General features: G+C 65.0%; 17 protein-coding genes. 9 read left to right on the top strand and 8 right to left on the bottom strand.

Annotation, left to right across the window (positions count from 1 at the left end; genetic code table 11):
* The first annotated feature begins 334 nt into the window (after positions 1-334).
* The 3 genes from surE to RBB18_RS02995 all read left to right on the top strand — a co-directional run bounded on the left by surE (position 335) and on the right by RBB18_RS02995 (position 3,028).
* Positions 335-1,117 carry a 5'/3'-nucleotidase SurE gene (gene surE / locus RBB18_RS03005; protein WP_103761492.1) on the top strand — a complete coding sequence of 261 codons (783 nt, stop codon included), beginning with the start codon at positions 335-337 and terminating at the stop codon, positions 1,115-1,117.
* A 5-nt stretch (positions 1,118-1,122) separates the two neighbouring features.
* Positions 1,123-1,776 (top strand): protein-L-isoaspartate(D-aspartate) O-methyltransferase, encoded by a 654-nt coding sequence (locus RBB18_RS03000; protein ID WP_103761882.1) that lies wholly within the window; start codon positions 1,123-1,125, stop codon positions 1,774-1,776.
* Between the two features lie 91 nt (positions 1,777-1,867).
* Positions 1,868-3,028 (top strand): peptidoglycan DD-metalloendopeptidase family protein, encoded by a 1,161-nt coding sequence (locus tag RBB18_RS02995; RefSeq protein ID WP_306110586.1) that lies wholly within the window; start codon positions 1,868-1,870, stop codon positions 3,026-3,028.
* A gap of 175 nt (positions 3,029-3,203) precedes the next feature.
* Here the strand turns inward: RBB18_RS02995 and RBB18_RS02990 are convergent, their stop codons facing one another.
* From RBB18_RS02990 to RBB18_RS02965, 6 genes are all read right to left on the bottom strand, one after another.
* On the bottom strand, positions 3,204-4,043 hold the full coding sequence (locus tag RBB18_RS02990) for an ATP-binding protein (protein WP_103761494.1): 840 nt from the start codon (positions 4,041-4,043) through the stop codon (positions 3,204-3,206).
* On the bottom strand, positions 4,040-5,053 hold the full coding sequence (locus RBB18_RS02985) for a twin-arginine translocase subunit TatC (protein WP_103761495.1): 1,014 nt from the start codon (positions 5,051-5,053) through the stop codon (positions 4,040-4,042). The genes RBB18_RS02990 and RBB18_RS02985 overlap by 4 nt, the downstream gene beginning before the upstream one ends.
* Positions 5,050-5,682, bottom strand: a complete 633-nt coding sequence (tatB, locus tag RBB18_RS02980; protein ID WP_274592031.1) for a Sec-independent protein translocase protein TatB — start codon at positions 5,680-5,682, stop codon at positions 5,050-5,052. Before tatB ends, RBB18_RS02985 begins: the two co-directional genes overlap by 4 nt.
* A 9-nt stretch (positions 5,683-5,691) precedes the next feature.
* A complete protein-coding gene (locus tag RBB18_RS02975; protein ID WP_103761497.1) occupies positions 5,692-5,922 on the bottom strand; it encodes a twin-arginine translocase TatA/TatE family subunit in 231 nt (76 codons plus the stop codon).
* Between the two features lie 176 nt (positions 5,923-6,098).
* Entirely contained in the window at positions 6,099-7,469 is a 1,371-nt protein-coding gene (locus RBB18_RS02970) for a sodium:proline symporter (RefSeq protein WP_306110587.1), read from the bottom strand.
* 110 nt (positions 7,470-7,579) lie between these two features.
* Positions 7,580-8,359 (bottom strand): SDR family oxidoreductase, encoded by a 780-nt coding sequence (locus RBB18_RS02965; protein ID WP_306110588.1) that lies wholly within the window; start codon positions 8,357-8,359, stop codon positions 7,580-7,582.
* 172 nt (positions 8,360-8,531) lie between these two features.
* On the opposite strand from RBB18_RS02965, the gene RBB18_RS02960 reads away from it, so the two are divergent.
* Entirely contained in the window at positions 8,532-9,548 is a 1,017-nt protein-coding gene (locus RBB18_RS02960; RefSeq protein ID WP_306110589.1) for a Hint domain-containing protein, read from the top strand.
* A 6-nt stretch (positions 9,549-9,554) separates the two neighbouring features.
* On the opposite strand, the gene RBB18_RS02955 is transcribed toward RBB18_RS02960, so the two are convergent.
* Positions 9,555-9,923 (bottom strand): nuclear transport factor 2 family protein, encoded by a 369-nt coding sequence (locus RBB18_RS02955; RefSeq protein WP_371931577.1) that lies wholly within the window; start codon positions 9,921-9,923, stop codon positions 9,555-9,557.
* A 229-nt stretch (positions 9,924-10,152) separates the two neighbouring features.
* Here RBB18_RS02955 and RBB18_RS02950 point away from each other — a divergent pair, with 229 nt between their 5' ends.
* The 5 genes from RBB18_RS02950 to RBB18_RS02930 all read left to right on the top strand — a co-directional run bounded on the left by RBB18_RS02950 (position 10,153) and on the right by RBB18_RS02930 (position 15,858).
* Positions 10,153-11,760 (top strand): peptide chain release factor 3, encoded by a 1,608-nt coding sequence (locus RBB18_RS02950; RefSeq protein ID WP_306110591.1) that lies wholly within the window; start codon positions 10,153-10,155, stop codon positions 11,758-11,760.
* A gap of 27 nt (positions 11,761-11,787) precedes the next feature.
* A complete protein-coding gene (locus tag RBB18_RS02945) occupies positions 11,788-12,540 on the top strand; it encodes a hypothetical protein (RefSeq protein WP_306110592.1) in 753 nt (250 codons plus the stop codon).
* Positions 12,537-13,154 (top strand): hypothetical protein, encoded by a 618-nt coding sequence (locus RBB18_RS02940; RefSeq protein ID WP_306110593.1) that lies wholly within the window; start codon positions 12,537-12,539, stop codon positions 13,152-13,154. Before RBB18_RS02945 ends, RBB18_RS02940 begins: the two co-directional genes overlap by 4 nt.
* Positions 13,155-13,232: 78 nt before the next feature.
* A complete protein-coding gene (locus tag RBB18_RS02935) occupies positions 13,233-14,204 on the top strand; it encodes a glycosyltransferase family 2 protein (protein WP_306110594.1) in 972 nt (323 codons plus the stop codon).
* Between the two features lie 181 nt (positions 14,205-14,385).
* A complete protein-coding gene (locus tag RBB18_RS02930) occupies positions 14,386-15,858 on the top strand; it encodes a DEAD/DEAH box helicase (RefSeq protein WP_306110595.1) in 1,473 nt (490 codons plus the stop codon).
* A gap of 94 nt (positions 15,859-15,952) precedes the next feature.
* Here the strand turns inward: RBB18_RS02930 and RBB18_RS02925 are convergent, their stop codons facing one another.
* Complete coding sequence (locus RBB18_RS02925; RefSeq protein ID WP_103761506.1) at positions 15,953-17,620, bottom strand: ribonuclease J; 1,668 nt, start codon at positions 17,618-17,620, stop codon at positions 15,953-15,955.
* Positions 17,621-17,622: the final 2 nt, after the last annotated feature.

The following is a 17,622-nucleotide window of genomic DNA, read 5'->3' as shown; positions in this document are numbered from 1 at the left end:
TCTCACAGTCCTGACGCGGCGAAGGCATAGACACAACATTCGATCCGATTAAGCCTTGGAACACGCGCGTCAGGATGCGTGGCGTCCCGGTAATTGCAGGCTTTTTCCGGTCGAATGTATTTACAGTTGCATCCGCCCCGCCCCGGCTTTTTCTTGCCAAAAATACTCCCTCCAACACCCGCCACCTGATGCCACGCCCGGACGTTCTGTTGCCCTCCGGACGCGGCCCCGTACAGCCCATATCCCGCACAGCCTGCAGCGCTTGCTCCCTGACCACAGCCCCGCTACACAAGGCGAAACGCCGCCAATCCGACACACCGGCAGGAGCAGCCCCTTGCGCATTCTCATCACCAATGACGACGGTATCTCGGCCCCCGGCCTCGCCGTTCTGGAAGAGATCGCGACCGACCTTGCCGGCCCCTCGGGCGAGGTCTGGACCGTGGCACCGGCGTTCGAGCAATCGGGCGTCGGGCACTGCATTTCCTACACCACCCCGATGATGGTCAGCCAGATGGACGAGCGCCGCTTTGCCGCACAAGGCTCGCCCGCCGACTGCGTGCTGGCCGCCGTGCATGACGTGATGAAGGACGCGCCCCCCGACCTGATCCTGTCGGGCGTGAACCGCGGCAACAACGCGGCCGAGAACGCGGTCTATTCCGGCACCGTCGGCGCCGCCATGGAGGCGGCGCTGCAAGGCTTTCCCGCCGTCGCCCTCAGCCAGTATTACGGCCCCCGCAACCGCGATCTCGACGACAAGTTCGAATCAAGCCGCCAGCATGGCCTTGCCACCCTGCGCACCCTTCTGGACAAGGGCGTCTGGACGCAGGACGATTACGGCATCTTCTACAACGTGAACTTCCCGCCCATCCCCGGCGCCGAGGTGCAGGGCGTCCGCGCCTGCCGCCAGGGCTTTCGCCGCGACATGGGCTTCGGCGTGCAGCCTACCACCTCGCCGTCCGGGCGCCGTTTCCTGTGGGTCACCGGCGCACCGCAGGGCGAGCCCACCGCCGACGGCACCGATGCCGACTGGAACCTCAAGGGCTACATCTCGGTCACGCCCATGCGCGCCGACCTCACCGCCCATGACGCCCTCGACGCGCTCAAGGCGATCGAATGACGCTGATGACCGAGGATGCCGACGATATCGCCGAACGCAAGATGCAGTTTCTCTTCGCGCTGCGCTCGCGCGGGGTGACCGACAAGCGCGTCCTGTTGGCGATGGAAAAGATCGACCGCGGCGCCTTCGTGCGCGGCCATTTCGCCACCCGCGCGTACGAGGACATGCCGCTGCCGATCGCCTGCGGCCAGACCATATCGCAGCCCTCCGTCGTCGGCCTGATGACGCAGGCGCTCAAGGTCACGCCCCGCGACAAGGTGCTGGAGGTCGGCACCGGCTCCGGCTACCAGGCCGCGATCCTCAGCCAGATTGCCCGCCGCGTCTATACCATCGACCGGCACAAGGCGCTGGTGGCCGACGCCAGCACCATATTCCAGGCGCTGGACCTGACCAACATCACCGCCCTGACCGCCGATGGCAGCTTCGGCCTGCCCGAACAGGCCCCCTTCGACCGCATCTTGGTGACGGCCGCGGCCGAGGATCCGCCCGGGCCGCTCTTGGCGCAGTTGAAAATCGGGGGTATCATGGTGGTACCCGTGGGGCAGTCCGACGCGGTACAAAGCCTGATCCGGGTCACAAGATCCGAGACGGGCTTCGATTACGACGAACTGCGCCCGGTGCGTTTCGTGCCCCTGCTCGAAGGGTTGGGCCGGGACTGACAGGACAGGACAGAACCACAAGGCCGGGACCGCCCCGGTCACCGCTTTGATCCCCGGGCAACAAGGGGACCGAGATGAGGACAAGATCGAGATGAGCCACTTCAAGACCCCCATGCGACCCTTCGTTTGCGCCGTGGCGCTGCTCGCCGTGGCCGGATGCGACAATTTCGACATCGACATGCGCGACGGCGGCCCGGGCACCGCCGAGGCCGCGCGCAACGCCAGCGCAAACCGGCCAACCCCCGACAGTCGCGGCATCATCTCCTACCCGAATTACCAGGTGGCCGTGGCCCGCCGTGGCGACACGCTGCAAAGCCTCGCGCGCCGCATCGGCGTCGACGTGGGCGAGTTGTCCCGCTACAACGGCATTCAACCGGGCGACACCCTGCGCGACGGCGAAATCATCGCCCTGCCCGGCCGCGTTGCCGAACCCGCCGGTGGCCCGCTCACGCCGCGCCCCGGCGTCGACATCGCCTCGGTGGCCGGGAACGCGATCGAGAATGCAAGCTCGGGCCGCACCAGTTCCAACCGCACCCTCGACCGTGGCCAGTCCGGCGTCGAGCCCGTCCGCCACCAGGTCCAGCGCGGCGAGACCGCCTTCACCATCGCGCGGCTCTACGACGTTTCCGTGCGCAGCCTGGCCGACTGGAACGGCCTCGGCACCGATTTCGCCGTCCGCGAAGGCCAGTACCTGCTGATCCCCGTCGCCGTGCCCGACGCCAAGCCCGCGCAGGTCCAGACCACGGCTCTGGAAACCACCTCTCCCGGCCAGGGCAGCCCCACCCCCACGCCGCCCTCGGCGGCCCAGCCCCTGCCCGAGGAAGAGACCGTTGCTGCCGCCAAGCCCGTGGAAAGCACCGCCGCCCCCGATCTAGGCGGCAACACCGCCAGCGCCAGCAGCAATGCCCGCATGAGCTATCCGGTGAAGGGTGACATCATCCGCGAGTATTCCAAGGGCAAGAATGACGGCATCGACATCGCGGCACCGGCCGGCACGCCCGTCCGCGCCGCCCGGTCCGGCACCGTGGCGGCCATCACCAAGGACACCAACGGCGTGCCGATCATCGTGGTCAAGCACGACCAGAACCTGCTGACGGTCTATTCCAACGTCGACAAGGTGAGGGTATCCAAGGGGGACAGGATCTCCCGTGGCGGCCAGCTGGCTTCAATCCGCACCGACGGCTCCGCAGCCCTCCATTTCGAGGTGCGCGAAGGCTTCGAAAGCGTCGATCCGCTGCCCTACCTGCAATAGGCGCATTACGCCCGGTCGCGCCTCAGATAGAGCAATAATTTCCGAGATATTATTGCGCCACTCGCAACAACAGGCCCCCACCGTAGGGTGGGGTTCCACCCCACCATCGCGAAACAGATCAAAACAGGCACAGCTTCCGGCCCGTTTCACAGTTCCAAAAATACTCAGGAAAATCCTACAGGCTCACGCCCCGCCGTCCGGCCAGATCAGTGAAATACTGCCACGCCACCCGGCCCGAGCGCGACCCGCGCGTCGCCTGCCACTCGATGGCCTCGGCCCGCAGCGTGGCGTCGTCGATCTCGACCCCGTAGGCGTCGCAATAGCCCCGGATCATCGACAGGTACTCGTCCTGGTCGCAGGGGTGGAACCCCAGCCACAGCCCGAACCGGTCCGACAGCGACACCTTTTCTTCCGTGGCCTCGCTGGGGCTGATCGCGCTCGACCGCTCGTTCTCGATCATGTCGCGCGGCATCAGGTGTCGGCGGTTCGACGTGGCATAGAACACCACGTTCTCCGGCCGCCCCTCGATCCCGCCATCCAGAACCGCTTTCAGCGACTTGTAATGCTGGTCATCATGGCCAAAGCTCAGGTCGTCGCAGAACAGGATGAACCGCGCGTCGCTCTGCCGCAGGATGTTCAACAACCGCCCTACGCTGGGCAGGTCCTCGCGCTGCAACTCCACGATCTTCAGGTCCGGCCCCTCGGCTCGCACGGCGGCATGCACCGCCTTCACCAGGCTCGATTTGCCCATCCCCCGCGCGCCCCACAAGAGCGCATTGTTGGCCGGCAGCCCCTTGGCGAAATGGCGCGTGTTGTCCAGAAGCGTGTCGCGCGAGCGGTTGATCCCCACCAGCAGGTCCATGTCCACCCGGTTCACGTCCGGCACGGGGTGCAGCCGGTCGGGCTCCACATGCCAGACAAAGGCATCTGCGGCGTCGAAATCCGGCGCCTCCATCGGTGCCGGGCGCATCCGCTCCAGCGCGGCGGCGATCCGTTCCATCGGGTCTGTGGTCATGTCTTGCTCCGGTCTTCATCCAGATCGTCGAGGTCGCCCGCGTCGTCCTCGTCATCCGCGTCGAACTCGGCCTCCATCGGATCGACCTCGTCGTCATCCTCGAACCATACGCCCTCGGCGCGCAGCTTCTCTTCACGGGTCTTCTCAACCCGGCGCACAAGGAAGATGGAAATCTCGTAAAGTCCGTAAACCACGGTGAACAGGATCAGCTGCGTCACCACGTCCGGCGGCGTCACGAGGGCGGCCAGAAGCAGGATACCGACCATCGCGTATTTGCGCACCGCGCCCAGCCCTTCGGCGCTCACCAGCCCGGCCTTGCCCATCAGGGTCAGAAGCACCGGCAACTGGAAACAGATGCCAAAGGCCATGATGAATTTCAGCGTGATATCAAGGCTCTCGTTCACCTTACCGAAGAAGGTGATGCGCAGACCGTTATCCGTCTCGGGCACGACCGCGCCCAGGTTTTCGGGCACCACGGGCAGGTTCGGGTCGGCCACCGTCTCCACCTCGCTAACCGATCCGGTCAGCAGGTTGGCAAAGATCGAACTGACATCCGCGAACCCTAGGAAAAAGTTCATCGCCAGCGGCGTCACCACGAAATGCGCGAAGGCCGCGCCCAGCAGGAACATGATCGGCGAGGCGATGATGAAGGGCAAAAACGCCGCCTTCTCGTTCCGGTACAGCCCCGGCGCCACGAACCGCCACATCTGCGCCGCGATCACCGGAAACGCCAGCATGAAGCCGAACACCATCGAGATACGGAAAAGCGTGAACAGGTATTCCTGCGGGCTGGTGTATTGCAGCGTCGGCGACGGGTCGCCCAGCGTCCGCAGCGTCGCCTCGATCGGGCCAAGCAGGAATTGCAGGATCGGCTCGGCCACCGCGAAAGCCAGGATGATCCCCACCAGGAACGCCAGCACAGAGCGGATAAGCCGCGTGCGCAACTCCGCCAGATGCTCGATCAGCGGGGCCGAGCTCATCTCGATGTCGTCGTCGTCGGTGGCGCTCATGCAGGTTTATCCGAGGCGGGCTTCTTCGCAGCCGGTTTCTTCGCAGCCGGTTTTTTCGCCGGCGCCTTGCTTGCAGCCGCCTTTTTCGGCGCCGCCTTCTTGGGCGCGGGTTTGGCCCCGGATTTCGGCGCTGCCTTTTTCACCGGCGCCTTCTTGGGCTGCGCTGCCTTGGCCGTGCTGTCCGTCTTCGCCGCCGCAGGCGTCGGCTTCGCAGTGTCGTCCTCGGCCTTGGCCTTGGCCGCTTCTTCCGCCGCCTTGCGTTCCTCGGCCATCTCGGCCGAACGCTTCGAGATCTTGTCGACCATCGCCTTGCGGTCGTCGTCGAACTCGGCCCGCTTGGGCTCGGGCCCGGCCATGGTCTTGGCGGTGAAGCTGTCGGTCGATTTCTTGACCTCGTCCATCGCCGCGCCCATCGGGTTCGTGGCCGATTTCAGGGACTTGGACACCTCGTTGACGCCCGCCTCATCCGCCGCGTCGTTCATCGCCCGGCTGAATTCGCGTGCCATCTGCTTGGCCTTGCCCACGAACCGTCCCACGGTCCGGAACATGCCCGGCAAATCCTTTGGCCCCACGACGATCAGCGCGACGATGCCGATCACCATGAGCTCGGTCCAGCCCAGGTCGAACATTCTGAAGCGTTAAACCTTGTCTTTTTCTTTGCCGTCTTCGGGCGTGACGTCCCGGGCCGAATCCGCAGCGTCGTTGCTGGCGTCCTCGACTTCCTTGTTTCCTTCCGCGACGCCCTTCTTGAACGAGGTGATGCCCTTGCCCACCTCACCCATCAGCGACGAGATCTTGCCGCGTCCGAAAAGGACCAGCACGACCACCGCAATCAGCAAGAGCCCCGGAAGGCCGATGTTGTTCAGCATGATATGTCTCCCTTATCCCGGCCCCGTTTCTGAGGTCCCGCAGGATGTACGTCAACCGTATCTAAGCGGTTGCGCCGCCGGTTGGAAGAACCAATCCGCCGCAGAGTCCGGGTTTTTCCACAGCAGAGCCAGAAAATTCGAATCTTCTGGCTCAATTTTTGCGCAAAAATTGACGCCTAGCCTGCCCGCCGCGCCGAAGCGAAGACCGTGGCACATCCGACCAACAGCACGACCACGCAGATCGCCAGCAACTGTTCGTACTTGTGCCACTCCGCCAGCGGCGTCGGCGCGAACACCGCGCCCCTTGCGAAATAGGTCATCGCTCCTGCCATCGCCGCCGCGAAACTGACCGAGAAGGCCCAGACAGGCACCCGGCGCCCCATCACCAGTCCCGCCAGCAGAACGGGCGTCAGGAACAGGCTCGCGGTACCGCTGACCGCCACCGCGTCAAAGAGGCTCTGATTGTCCCACAGCGTCAGCGCGGCCCCCGCCAGCATGAAGCCCACCATCGCCATGCGCCCGCCGGCCAGCGTGCGCGGCGCAAGCCCCAGCTCGTCCACCATCAACCGCGCCGCACTGGCCAGCGCGGAATCGAGCGTCGACAGCGCACTGACCAGCAGCGAAACCAGCAGCGCCACATAGACCCAGACCGGGAACATCCGCGCCCAAGTCCCCAGCAGTTCACCTTCGTATTCCGCGCCCCGCAGCGCCGCCTCGATCCCGAAAAAACCGAAGCCCACGATGCAGAGAAACGAGATCCAGAAGGCGTGCAGGAACGACGCGCGAGTCGTTTTCTCATCGGCAAGGAATCCGCGATCCATCATCACCGGGTCATGCACCGGGTAGGAAAACACCTGCAGGAACGCGACCAGCAGCAACACCTGCCCATTCCACGCCCCGCTCGCGCCCTCGGACGTCAGCACCGCGCCGATATCGAACCCCGGTGCAGCTACCAACGCCACGAAGGCCACGCCGAAAACCACTATGAAAACAAGCATCTGCACCACGTCCGTGCGCAGCGCCGCGCTCAACCCGCCCCAGGCGCTGTAGGCCAGGCCCAGCCCCGCCACCAGCAGGATCGACGCCTCGCGCGCCATGCCGACCTCCGGCAGGGCCGCGGCAAAGATCAGGCCGACAACCAGCAGGTTTGCGAACACCTCCGACAAAAGCCGCAGTGCGATGACGATGTTGTAAAGCGTCGTGCCCGTGCCGCCGAACCGCCCGCGCAACCAGTCCTGCACCGAGCCGGCCCCCTCGCGCCGCAGGCGCGCCACGACGAAGCCGCCGGTCAGGAACGAGCCATAGTAGGCCGCATAGGCCAGCACGCCCCAGATCCCGTAGAAATACCCCAGGATGGCCGAGTTCATCAGCGACCGGGCAAAGATCCACGTCGTCACCTGGCTCAGCACCAGCACCCACAGCGTCGGCGCCCGCCCGGCCACGCTTGCGCCCCCGAAGAACCCTTCGACCGTCGCGCGGCGCGGGGTTACCAATAGGCTCGCCACCAGAACGAGCCCGAAAATGGCAATGATGGCAGTGGTTTGCATGGGCGCCGCTCCTCTTCGGTCCAAGTCTCGAACCGATAGCAGCGCCCCTGCACCCGCGCCAGACTCTTCGCGCATCCCGACGCGAACGTGATCGCCCGTGTGCGCGACTATTACATCGTGGCGTTGATCGCGCCGCCATCCAGCAGGATGTTCTGCCCCACGATGAACCCAGCGTGCTGGCTGCACAGGAACGCGCAGCTTGCGCCGAATTCCTCGGCCGTGCCATAGCGCCCGGCCGGGATCGTCGCCGCCCGCTGCGCACGGGCTTCGTCGATGCTGATCGACTGCGCCTCGCTCACGCCCTTGTCCAGCGAATCAGCCCGGTCCGTTGCATGAATGCCAGGCTGCAGGTTATTGATATTCACACCTTTTCCCGCAACCTGCCGCGCCGTGCCCGCAACGTACCCGGTCAGCCCCGCACGCGCCGAATTGCTCAGCCCCAGCACCGGGATCGGCGCCTTCACGCTTTGCGAGGTGATGTTCACGACCCGGCCCCAGCCGCGCTCCATCATCCCCGGCACCAACGCCTTGATGAACGCGATGGGCGTCAGCATGTTGGCATCCAGCGCCTTGATGAAATCCTCCCGGTCCCAATCCGTCCACTTTCCCGGTGGCGGGCCACCTGCGTTTGTCACAAGGATATCAACGCCTTCCGCGGCGCTTATCACCTTCTTCTGCCCTTCCGGCGTGGTCACGTCACAGGCCACGGTGGTCACCTTTACGTCGAACTCGTCGCGAATGGCCTGCGCCGACACCTCCAGCGCCTCTTCCCCGCGGGCGTTCATCACCAGGTCCACGCCCGCCTCGGCCAGCGCCCGGGCACAGCCCAACCCCAACCCTTTCGACGACGCGCAGACCAACGCGCGTTTACCTTTTATTCCAAGGTCCATGATACAAACTCCCGATATTTTCGACCCCAGTTAGCACTCCCTCCCGCCAAAGGACCAGCAAATCCCCTGTTCGCGTCGCCATGTTGACCACATGACGCCATAATCCTACGCTACGCCACCCAAGCAGGCAGCGCAGGTCCGCCAACGGACCGCAACAGGACAAAGGAACAGCATGACCAAGGGCCCAGAGCGTCCGGCCTACGCCATCCCCGTCCTTCGGGCGGCGGATTTCACTGTCATCAACGGGGCCAACCTGGGCGATTCCATTTCCTTCGCGCACGAACTCGACCTCGACGACACCTATGACCTGCGCGTCGGCGCCCGCCTGCACCGCATGTCGCTGGCCCCCGGCGGCGGCAATGCGCTCACCATCATGGACGGCTCCCGCCTTGGCACACCCGGCGCCACCGTCCATCTCGACAGCTGCCTGACAATGATGTCCGCCAACGGCCAGACCTCCGAGATCCTGATCCTGGTCGAGGTCGACGCCGCCGGCGACGTGGCCCAGGTCTATGCTCACCCGCTGGCCCAGCTGAAACCGCGCACCGGCTACAGCCTCGTGGGCATCGACACCGTCAACGCCCGCCAGAAATTCGCCGAAGTGGCCTGCGTTTCGTTTTCCAAGGGCACGCATATCACCATGGCCTCCGGCGCCCAGACCGCGATCGAGGATCTCAAGATCGGCGACCGCGTCCTCACCCGCGACGACGGCCCCCAGCCAGTGCGCTGGATCGGTCAGTCCACCGTGCGCGCCGTGGGCGAGTTCTCCCCCATCCGCATCCGCGCGGGCGCCATGAACAACACCGGCGACCTGCTGGTCAGCCCCGATCACCGATTGTTCGTCTATCAACGCTCCGACGCGCTCGGCGCCGGCCGGTCCGAGGTGCTGATCCGCGCCCGCCATCTGGTGAACGGCGACACCGTGGTGCAGGAGGATGGCGGCTTCGTCGAATACTACCAGCTGCTCTTCGACACCCACCAGATCATCTATGCCGAAGGCATCGCCGCCGAGACCCTGCTGGTCGACCCGCGCACCCGCGCCGTCCTGCCGCAGGATCTCAACGACGAACTCGCCCGCGCCCTGCCCCTGGGCGGGCACGGCAACCGCGCCCACCTGGAATTCGAGGTGAACGAGGCCGACATCCAGCCCGACATGGCCCGGCTACTCAAGGACGCCTCGACGCGCTGATCCGCCTCACACCTCCGAGTAGGTGTAAAAGAACTCCTCGCGCACGATCTTGCCATCCGCCACGGTGTAAATGCCGACCTCCTCCATGTCCGACACCTTGCCGGTCTCCGTCTCCTTGACCTTCGAGCGGAAGATCACCGCGAACCGGTCGTCGCCGTGCCACATCGGTCCGGCGACCTCGGCCTCCAGCATCTCCATCGCGCCTTCCCACCGCTCGTGTTTTGCCCGGATCCCGTCCAGCCCGTGCGTCTCTCGGCCCTGCCCCATGTCGACGGCCTCAACCGACACCGCATCGGCGGCGTAAAGCCGGCCCAGGTTTTCCTTCGCCCGGCCCTCGCGGCACCCGGCGACCAGTTCATTTGCAATCTCCATCATGCCCATCTGTCGAAACTCCCATTTCTGACGTTCACGTAATGTTCCAATGCTGCCACGCCGCAGCGTTCCGGTCCACTGGCGTTTCGATGCCGCAGGCGGTCTCTGGCCACATCCTGACAGCATCACCCTGGCACACCAAGATGACACCGACGCGATGCCACTCGAATACCGACGCGATACCGACGCCCGAATCTTGCACCCGCCCCGCGCCGCCTCTATAGCGTCGCTCATGTTGGATACCGTCCCAAATCGCCCCGATCTGCCGCCCGAAATCGCGCGGCGGCGCACCTTTGCCATCATCAGCCACCCCGATGCCGGCAAGACCACCCTGACCGAGAAGTTCTTGCTCTACGGCGGCGCCATCCAGATGGCCGGTCAGGTCCGCGCCAAGGGCGAGGCACGGCGTACCCGCTCGGACTACATGCAGATGGAGAAAGACCGGGGCATTTCCGTCTCGGCCTCCGCAATGTCGTTCGATTTCAACGACTTCCGCTTCAACCTCGTTGACACGCCCGGCCACTCGGACTTCTCAGAGGATACCTATCGCACCCTCACCGCGGTCGACGCCGCCGTCATGGTGATCGACGGTGCCAAGGGCGTGGAAAGCCAGACGCAGAAGCTGTTCGAGGTCTGCCGACTGCGCGACCTACCGATCCTGACCTTCTGCAACAAGATGGACCGCGAAAGCCGCGATACCTTTGAGATCATTGACGAAATACAGGAGATGCTGGCGATCGACGTGACCCCGGCCTCTTGGCCCATCGGCGTCGGCCGCGATTTCATCGGCTGCTACGACATGCTGCGCAACCGGCTGGAACTGATGGACCGCGCCGACCGCAACAAGGTGGCGGAAAGCATCAAGATCGACGGTCTGGACGACCCCAAGCTGGAGGACCACGTCCCCGCGCATCTGGTCGAGAAACTGCGCGAAGACGTTGAAATGGCCCGCGAATTGCTGCCGGATCTCAACCCGCAATCGGTACTCGAAGGCCATATGACCCCGATCTGGTTCGGCTCCGCCATCAACTCTTTCGGCGTCAAGGAATTGATGGACGGCATCGGCACTTACGGCCCCGAGCCGCAGCCCCAATCGGCCGAGCCACGCCAGATTTCACCAGAGGAATCAAAGGTTTCCGGATTCGTCTTCAAGGTGCAAGCCAACATGGACCCCAAGCACCGCGACCGCGTCGCCTTCGTGCGCATGGCGTCCGGCCACTTCAAGCGCGGCATGAAACTCACCCATGTGCGCTCCAAGAAACCCATGACGGTTTCCGCGCCCGTGCTCTTTCTCGCTTCCGACCGCGAACTGGCCGAAGAGGCCTGGGCCGGCGACATCATCGGCATCCCCAACCACGGCCAGCTGCGCATCGGCGACACCCTGACCGAGGGCGAGGCCCTGCGCGTCACCGGCATCCCGTCCTTCGCGCCGGAACTGCTGCAAAACTGCCGCGCAGGCGATCCGATGAAGGCCAAGCACCTGGAAAAGGCCCTCATGCAATTCGCCGAGGAAGGCGCCGCCAAGGTGTTCAAGCCCACCATGGGCGCGGGCTTCATCGTCGGCGTCGTGGGGCAACTGCAGTTCGAGGTTCTGGGCAGCAGGATCGAGCAGGAATACGGTCTGCCCGTCCGCTTCGAGCAGTCGCAGTTCACCTCCGCCCGCTGGGTCCACGGCCCGAAAGAGGCGGTCGAGAAACTCGTCAACGCCAACAAGCAGCACATCGCGCTCGATAACGACGGCGACACGGTCTACCTCACCCGCCTGCAATGGGACATCGACCGCATCGAACGCGACTACCCGGACGTCAATCTGTCGGCGACCAAGGAAATGATGGTGTGACGGGCCTCTTCGCATCATTCTGGCGCAATGGATGACCAGGTATACCCCGGCGGATTTGCCTCTCTCGTAAAGCGGTTCGAGGACAAGCGCACCCAATTCACCAATTGGCAAGACCTGCTGCCGCCAATCGATGCGGACCTCTCGCGCTTCTTCCACGCGACCGTTTCCCCCGGCCCCGTGCCACCGCGCCGGAAAACGCGCGACATCCACGAAAAGCACGAGGATTTCAGCGTTCAACTGGCCGGCTACAGCGAGGCGCATGTGCTGAACGCGATCCTCATCGCGGTGCTGCGCCGGCGTGATCCGCCGGATGAGGCCCTGACCCTGTTTTTCCGCCTGTGGTCCGAGCATGGTGCACGCCTGGTCAAGGACATGCCCGTGCGCTGGATGGTGTCCTCCGCCACCACCTTTGCGGATCATGGCCGGACCGGCGACCAACGCGCCTGCGGGATGGGGCTTTCAGTGCTCTTCGACACGATCAAGCTCTACGAGAGCGAACGCAGCTACAGCGGGCTCTCCGGGCGAAAGCTCTTCAGCCTTCGGCCCGGTGAAAAGCACCACAGTATGCCTTTCGGGGTCACCCGCTATTCCTTCAAGTCTGGCGACCTCGACAAGAACATGCTCGCCCGGCTCTGGCTGCTGTCCGAGGCCGACGCGACCATCGCCCCTCTTGCCCGCGCGATGCTGCGCCTTGTCGTCACCGACACGCGTACCGTCTTCTCCCGCGTCCAGCGAATGAAGGCGGCACGGGCAGAGCGTCGCGCCAGGAAGCAACCGTGACCCTGCAGAACCGAGTCATGCCCACGGGCGAGATCGCGGCCACGCCGGAACGCGGCACCCTCATGGGAAACCGGGGCATCCTGCACGACGCCGATCAACGACTGGGCAAGGCGCGCTGGCGGCACGCTCACTGGGTCACCTGTCAGCTGAGCTTCAAGGGCCGCCGCCGTGCCCTGATGCAGCCCGGAGCCTACACCGAACTTTTCTTCCTCGACGAGCCCACGGCGCTCGCCGCCGGTCACCGCCCCTGCGGCGAATGCCGTCGCCCGGAGTTTAAACGCTTCGTTTCGCTTTTCCGCGCCGCCAACGGCACCGCGACGCTGGCCGAAATCGACCGCCTGATGCACCGCGATCGCGTCACGCGCACGCGCGCGCAGGTCCGCCACACGGCAGCCCTCGAAACGCTGCCCGATGGCGCCTTCATCCTGCACGACGACGCGCCGCATCTGGTATGGGGCGACCGCCTCCTGCGCTACACCCCCGGCGGCTACACCGCCGCCCTGCCCCGCACCACGAGACCCGCGACCGTGCTCACACCGGCCTCGACCGTCGCCACACTGGCCGCCGGGTACCGCCCTTCACCGCACCACTCGGCCACGCAAACGCACCCCTGACCTTCTCCTGGCCTCAAATATCCCTGCCAGAGGTACCGACCTCTTGCGCGCACAGCGCCCCTGTCACATGCTCAGGCCATGAGCAGTGACCCCACATGGGGCGTGGTCGCCACAATCAATGCGCCCGCCCAAGACATCCTGAATTTTGCCGCGCACTACCTCGACCTGGGCGCCCACCGGGTGTTTGTCTACCTGGACGAGGACACGGCGCAGGCCCGCTCGGCGCTCAAGCGGCACCCCAAATGCCGCGTGATCCTGACGGATGCCAATTACTGGAAACGCCGCCGCCGCGACAAGGGGCGGCCGGACGCGCACCAGCACCGCCAGTCGCTCAACGCCACGCATTGCTATACACGCGATCCGCAGGTCGACTGGCTCCTGCATGTCGACGTCGATGAATTCTTGCAGCCCCTGTCGCCGCTCACCGCCCAACTGGCTGCGATCCCGCCCGGCATCCTGTCTGCCCGCGTGCGCCCGATCGAGGCAATGCAGCCCGATCCCGCCGACCCGCCGCCGCCCGGCACAATCTGGTGCAAGGGCTTCGATCCGATGCTGCGGATCCGCCGTGAACAGACCGCCAGGCTTTACCCCTGCTACGGCGAGCATCTGAATGGCGGCTTTCTCAGCCACGTCGCCGGGAAGTTATTCGTGCGCACCGGGCAGCCCGATGTCAGCATCCGTATCCATAACGCGTTCGTCGGAAAGACACGCGATTCCAACCTCTTCGACCTCCACGACTGTCGCCTCGTGCATCTTCATGCCCCCACCTGGGACGACTGGCAGGCGCGGTTCCGCTACCGGCTCACCCGAGGCTCCTACCGGCCCGACCTCAAAGCCAACGCCCGGCACTCGGAAACGGCCCTGACGATGCACCAGCTGTTCTCGATGCTCGAGTCCGAGGGGGGCGAAGACGCCCTGCGCGCCTTCTTCACCGAGGTCTGTGTGGCCACGCCGGACCTGCGCACCCGGCTCGACGCGCTCGGCCACCTGCACGCGGTCTCCCTCGATCTGGACGCCAAACGCGCCCGGCATTTCCCGAATTTCACCTGATCGCCCTTGATTGTTGCCGCAACGCACACAATTCACACGACATACACACTTTGTCCGTCCCGTGGCGTCGCACATTGACCAACGCCCGGCCTTCAGATAGGGGAAGTGCACCAAGGCCCTGCACTTACGGGCCAATTCGAGATGGCGGGCCAGAATCGTGTCCGCAAACCTGTGGACATACATGACAAAATTTTCTGACCTGAGCCTGAACCCCAAGGTTCTGAAAGCCGTCGAAGAAGCCGGCTACGAAACCCCCACCCCCATCCAGGCGGGCGCCATACCTCCCGCGCTCGAAGGCCGCGACGTCTTGGGCATCGCCCAGACCGGCACCGGCAAGACCGCCGGGTTTACCCTGCCCATGCTGTCGCTTCTGGCCCGGGGCCGTGCCCGCGCGCGCATGCCGCGCAGCCTGGTGCTTTGCCCCACGCGCGAACTCGCCGCGCAGGTGGCCGAGAATTTCGACACCTATTCCAAGTACCTCAAGCTGACCAAGGCGCTGCTGATCGGCGGCGTAAGCTTCAAGGAGCAGGAACAGATCATCGACAAGGGCGTCGACGTCCTGATCGCCACGCCCGGACGCCTGCTCGACCATTTCGAGCGCGGCAAGCTGATCCTTTCGGACGTGAAAGTCATGGTCGTGGACGAGGCCGACCGGATGCTCGACATGGGCTTCATCCCCGATATCGAGCGCATCTTCGGCCTGACGCCCTTCACCCGCCAGACGCTTTTCTTTTCCGCCACCATGGCGCCCGAGATCGAGCGCATCACCAACACGTTCCTCTCCAGCCCCGAACGCATCGAGGTGGCCCGTCAGGCGACGGCCTCCGAGACGATCGAACAGGGCGTGGCGATGTTCAAACCCTCGCGCCGCGACCGGGCAGACAGCGAGAAACGCAAGCTGCTGCGCGCGCTGATCGACGCCGAGGGCGAGAAGCTGACCAACGCGATCATCTTCTGCAACCGCAAGACGGATGTGGATATCGTAGCCAAGTCGCTCAAGAAATACGGCTACGACGCTGCGCCCATTCACGGCGACCTCGACCAAAGCCAGCGCACCCGCACGCTCGACGGCTTCCGCGCCGGCGATCTGCGTATTCTCGTGGCCTCCGACGTGGCCGCCCGCGGCCTTGACGTGCCCTCGGTAAGCCATGTGTTCAACTTCGACGTCCCCGGCCACCCCGAGGATTACGTCCACCGCATCGGCCGCACCGGCCGTGCCGGGCGCGACGGCAAGGCGATCACGCTCTGCAACCCGCGCGACGAGAAAGCTCTCAGCGCGGTCGAGAACCTGATCCAGAAAGAGATCCCCAAGCTCGACAACCCGCTGGGTAACGCCGCGCCCGAGCCCGAGGCCGACGCAGCCACCGAGGACACGCCGAAGAAGCCACGCCGCTCGCGCAGCCGCCGCAAGTCGGATGAGGCGCAAGAGGCGCAGGACACCGCACCGCAGAAAACCGAGGACGCCAAGTCCGAGCCGACAGCCGACGCGAAATCCGAATCCAAGTCGCAGGACGAAAGCGAGAAACCTTCGCGCGGCCGCAGTGGCAGCAGCGGCAAGAAGCAGGACAACAAGGACAAGTCCGGCCCCGTCGGCATGGGCGACCACCTGCCCAGCTTCATCGCCAAGAGCTTCGACGAGCGGATGGTGTCCTGAACCGGCCTCGTAGGGTGGGTGAGAACCCACCTTCCGCACGCGTCAAACCGATTCCGTAGGGTGGGCGAAAGCCCTCGCGCCCCCGCCCCAAGCGTTATGACAACCGGCTGATAATCACCGTCACCTCGGGCTTCTTGCCGATCTCGCCCTGCGCGCTCTGACGCGCCACCTTGCGCAGTCCGTCCTCCAGCGCGTCATCGTCGCTCAGCGTCTTGGGCTTCGCACGCCCCATGAACTGGCTCAGGTCCTCTTCCAGAACGTCCACCAGCGGCGCGCGGCTGCTGCCGGTCTCGGCCAGCCCCATGATCTCGCACCAGGGCTCGCCCAGCGGTTCGTCACTCTCGTCCAGGATCACGTTGATCGTCACGTGCCCGTTCAGCGCCATGCGGATCCGATCGCGCACGATACCGTCAAGTGCTCCGACCTTCACCGACCCGTCAAGGTAGGTCCGCCCGGTGTCGACATACTCGGCCACCTCTGCACGGTTGCCGCTCAGATCGATCATCGTGCCGTTCGGCGCCAGAACCCCGTGCAGCTTGCTTTCGCCCGCCAACTTCACATGCTCGCGCAGGTGCCGGTGCTCGCCATGCATCGGAATCACGAATTGCGGTTGGACAATCTGGTGCAGCTTCTTCAGGTCGGGCCGGTTGGCGTGCCCCGACACGTGGTAAAGGCCGCTGCTGTCATCCACAACGTCCACGCCCTGTTCGCTGAACTGGTTGATGATGCGAATGACACCGCGCTCGTTGCCCGGAATCGTCTTGGACGAGAACAGGAACGTGTCCCCGGGCTTCAGCGTAATCCCGTTATACTTGCCCTGCGCCAACTGCGCACTGGCCGCGCGCCGTTCCCCCTGGCTGCCGGTGACGATCAGCATCACGTTCTCGCGCGGAATGTCCCGCGTGTCCTCGGGGCTGATCGTGCGCGGGAAATCGGTCAGCACGCCGGTCTCGACCGAGGCTTCGATCATCCGCCGCATCGCCCGGCCCAGCAGACAGATCGACCGCCCGGCCCGTTCCCCGGCCTGGGCCAGCGTCTTCACCCGTGCCACGTTGCTGGCGAATGTCGTCGCCACGACCATGCCCTTTGCGCCTGCGACAAGCTTCTCGATCTCGGGGCCCACGGTGCTTTCGCTGCGCCCCTCATGGGCGTTGAACACGTTGGTCGAGTCGCAGACCAGCGCCTTCACCCCCGGCTTGGCGATCTCGGCCCACATCGCCTCGTCAAAGGCCTCGCCCACCACCGGGTCCATGTCGATCTTGAAATCGCCCGAATGCACGATCCGCCCCGCCGGCGTGTCGATCACGAGGCCGGAACTTTCCGGGATCGAATGCGAGATCGGCGCGAACCCCACGGTGAACGGTCCCGCTTGGGTCGTCTCGGGCCAGGGCGACACGGTCTGCACCGCCTTCTCCGGGTGGCCATGCTCGTCCATCTTCCGCCGCGCGATATTGGCGGTGAACGCCCGCGCGTAAATCGGCGCGCCCAGCTGGTCATAGTAATGCGCCACCGCACCCACGTGGTCTTCGTGCGCGTGGGTGATGAACACCGCCTCCAACTGGTCGCGCCGCTCTTCCAGCCACGCGATGTCGGGGAAAATCAGGTCCACCCCCGGCGTGCCATCCATGTCCGGAAACGTCACGCCGAGGTCCACAAGGATATACCTTTCCTTGCCGGGCGCGCCGTATCCGTAGACATAGGCGTTCATGCCAATTTCCCCCGCCCCGCCAAGGGCAAGGTACGTCAATCTCTCACTGCTCATCC

This window comes from Roseovarius sp. MMSF_3298 (assembly GCF_030733705.1).
Lineage (GTDB): Bacteria > Pseudomonadota > Alphaproteobacteria > Rhodobacterales > Rhodobacteraceae > Roseovarius > Roseovarius confluentis.
This window is presented reverse-complemented; position numbering and strand designations above follow the sequence as displayed.

Excerpts from the sequence above, each read along its gene's own strand:
- RBB18_RS03000 (WP_103761882.1), top strand. The coding sequence starts at position 1,123 with ATGACCGAGGATGCCGACGATATCGCCGAACGCAAGATGCAGTTTCTC.
- RBB18_RS02925 (WP_103761506.1), bottom strand. The coding sequence starts at position 17,620 with ATGAGCAGTGAGAGATTGACGTACCTTGCCCTTGGCGGGGCGGGGGAA.
- RBB18_RS02945 (WP_306110592.1), top strand. The coding sequence starts at position 11,788 with ATGGATGACCAGGTATACCCCGGCGGATTTGCCTCTCTCGTAAAGCGG.
- RBB18_RS02990 (WP_103761494.1), bottom strand. The coding sequence starts at position 4,043 with ATGACCACAGACCCGATGGAACGGATCGCCGCCGCGCTGGAGCGGATG.
- RBB18_RS02930 (WP_306110595.1), top strand. The coding sequence starts at position 14,386 with ATGACAAAATTTTCTGACCTGAGCCTGAACCCCAAGGTTCTGAAAGCC.
- RBB18_RS02965 (WP_306110588.1), bottom strand. The coding sequence starts at position 8,359 with ATGGACCTTGGAATAAAAGGTAAACGCGCGTTGGTCTGCGCGTCGTCG.
- RBB18_RS02935 (WP_306110594.1), top strand. The coding sequence starts at position 13,233 with ATGAGCAGTGACCCCACATGGGGCGTGGTCGCCACAATCAATGCGCCC.
- RBB18_RS02975 (WP_103761497.1), bottom strand. The coding sequence starts at position 5,922 with ATGCTGAACAACATCGGCCTTCCGGGGCTCTTGCTGATTGCGGTGGTC.
- RBB18_RS02985 (WP_103761495.1), bottom strand. The coding sequence starts at position 5,053 with ATGAGCGCCACCGACGACGACGACATCGAGATGAGCTCGGCCCCGCTG.
- RBB18_RS02970 (WP_306110587.1), bottom strand. The coding sequence starts at position 7,469 with ATGCAAACCACTGCCATCATTGCCATTTTCGGGCTCGTTCTGGTGGCG.
- tatB (WP_274592031.1), bottom strand. The coding sequence starts at position 5,682 with ATGTTCGACCTGGGCTGGACCGAGCTCATGGTGATCGGCATCGTCGCG.
- RBB18_RS02950 (WP_306110591.1), top strand. The coding sequence starts at position 10,153 with ATGTTGGATACCGTCCCAAATCGCCCCGATCTGCCGCCCGAAATCGCG.
- RBB18_RS02955 (WP_371931577.1), bottom strand. The coding sequence starts at position 9,923 with ATGATGGAGATTGCAAATGAACTGGTCGCCGGGTGCCGCGAGGGCCGG.
- RBB18_RS02995 (WP_306110586.1), top strand. The coding sequence starts at position 1,868 with ATGAGCCACTTCAAGACCCCCATGCGACCCTTCGTTTGCGCCGTGGCG.
- RBB18_RS02960 (WP_306110589.1), top strand. The coding sequence starts at position 8,532 with ATGACCAAGGGCCCAGAGCGTCCGGCCTACGCCATCCCCGTCCTTCGG.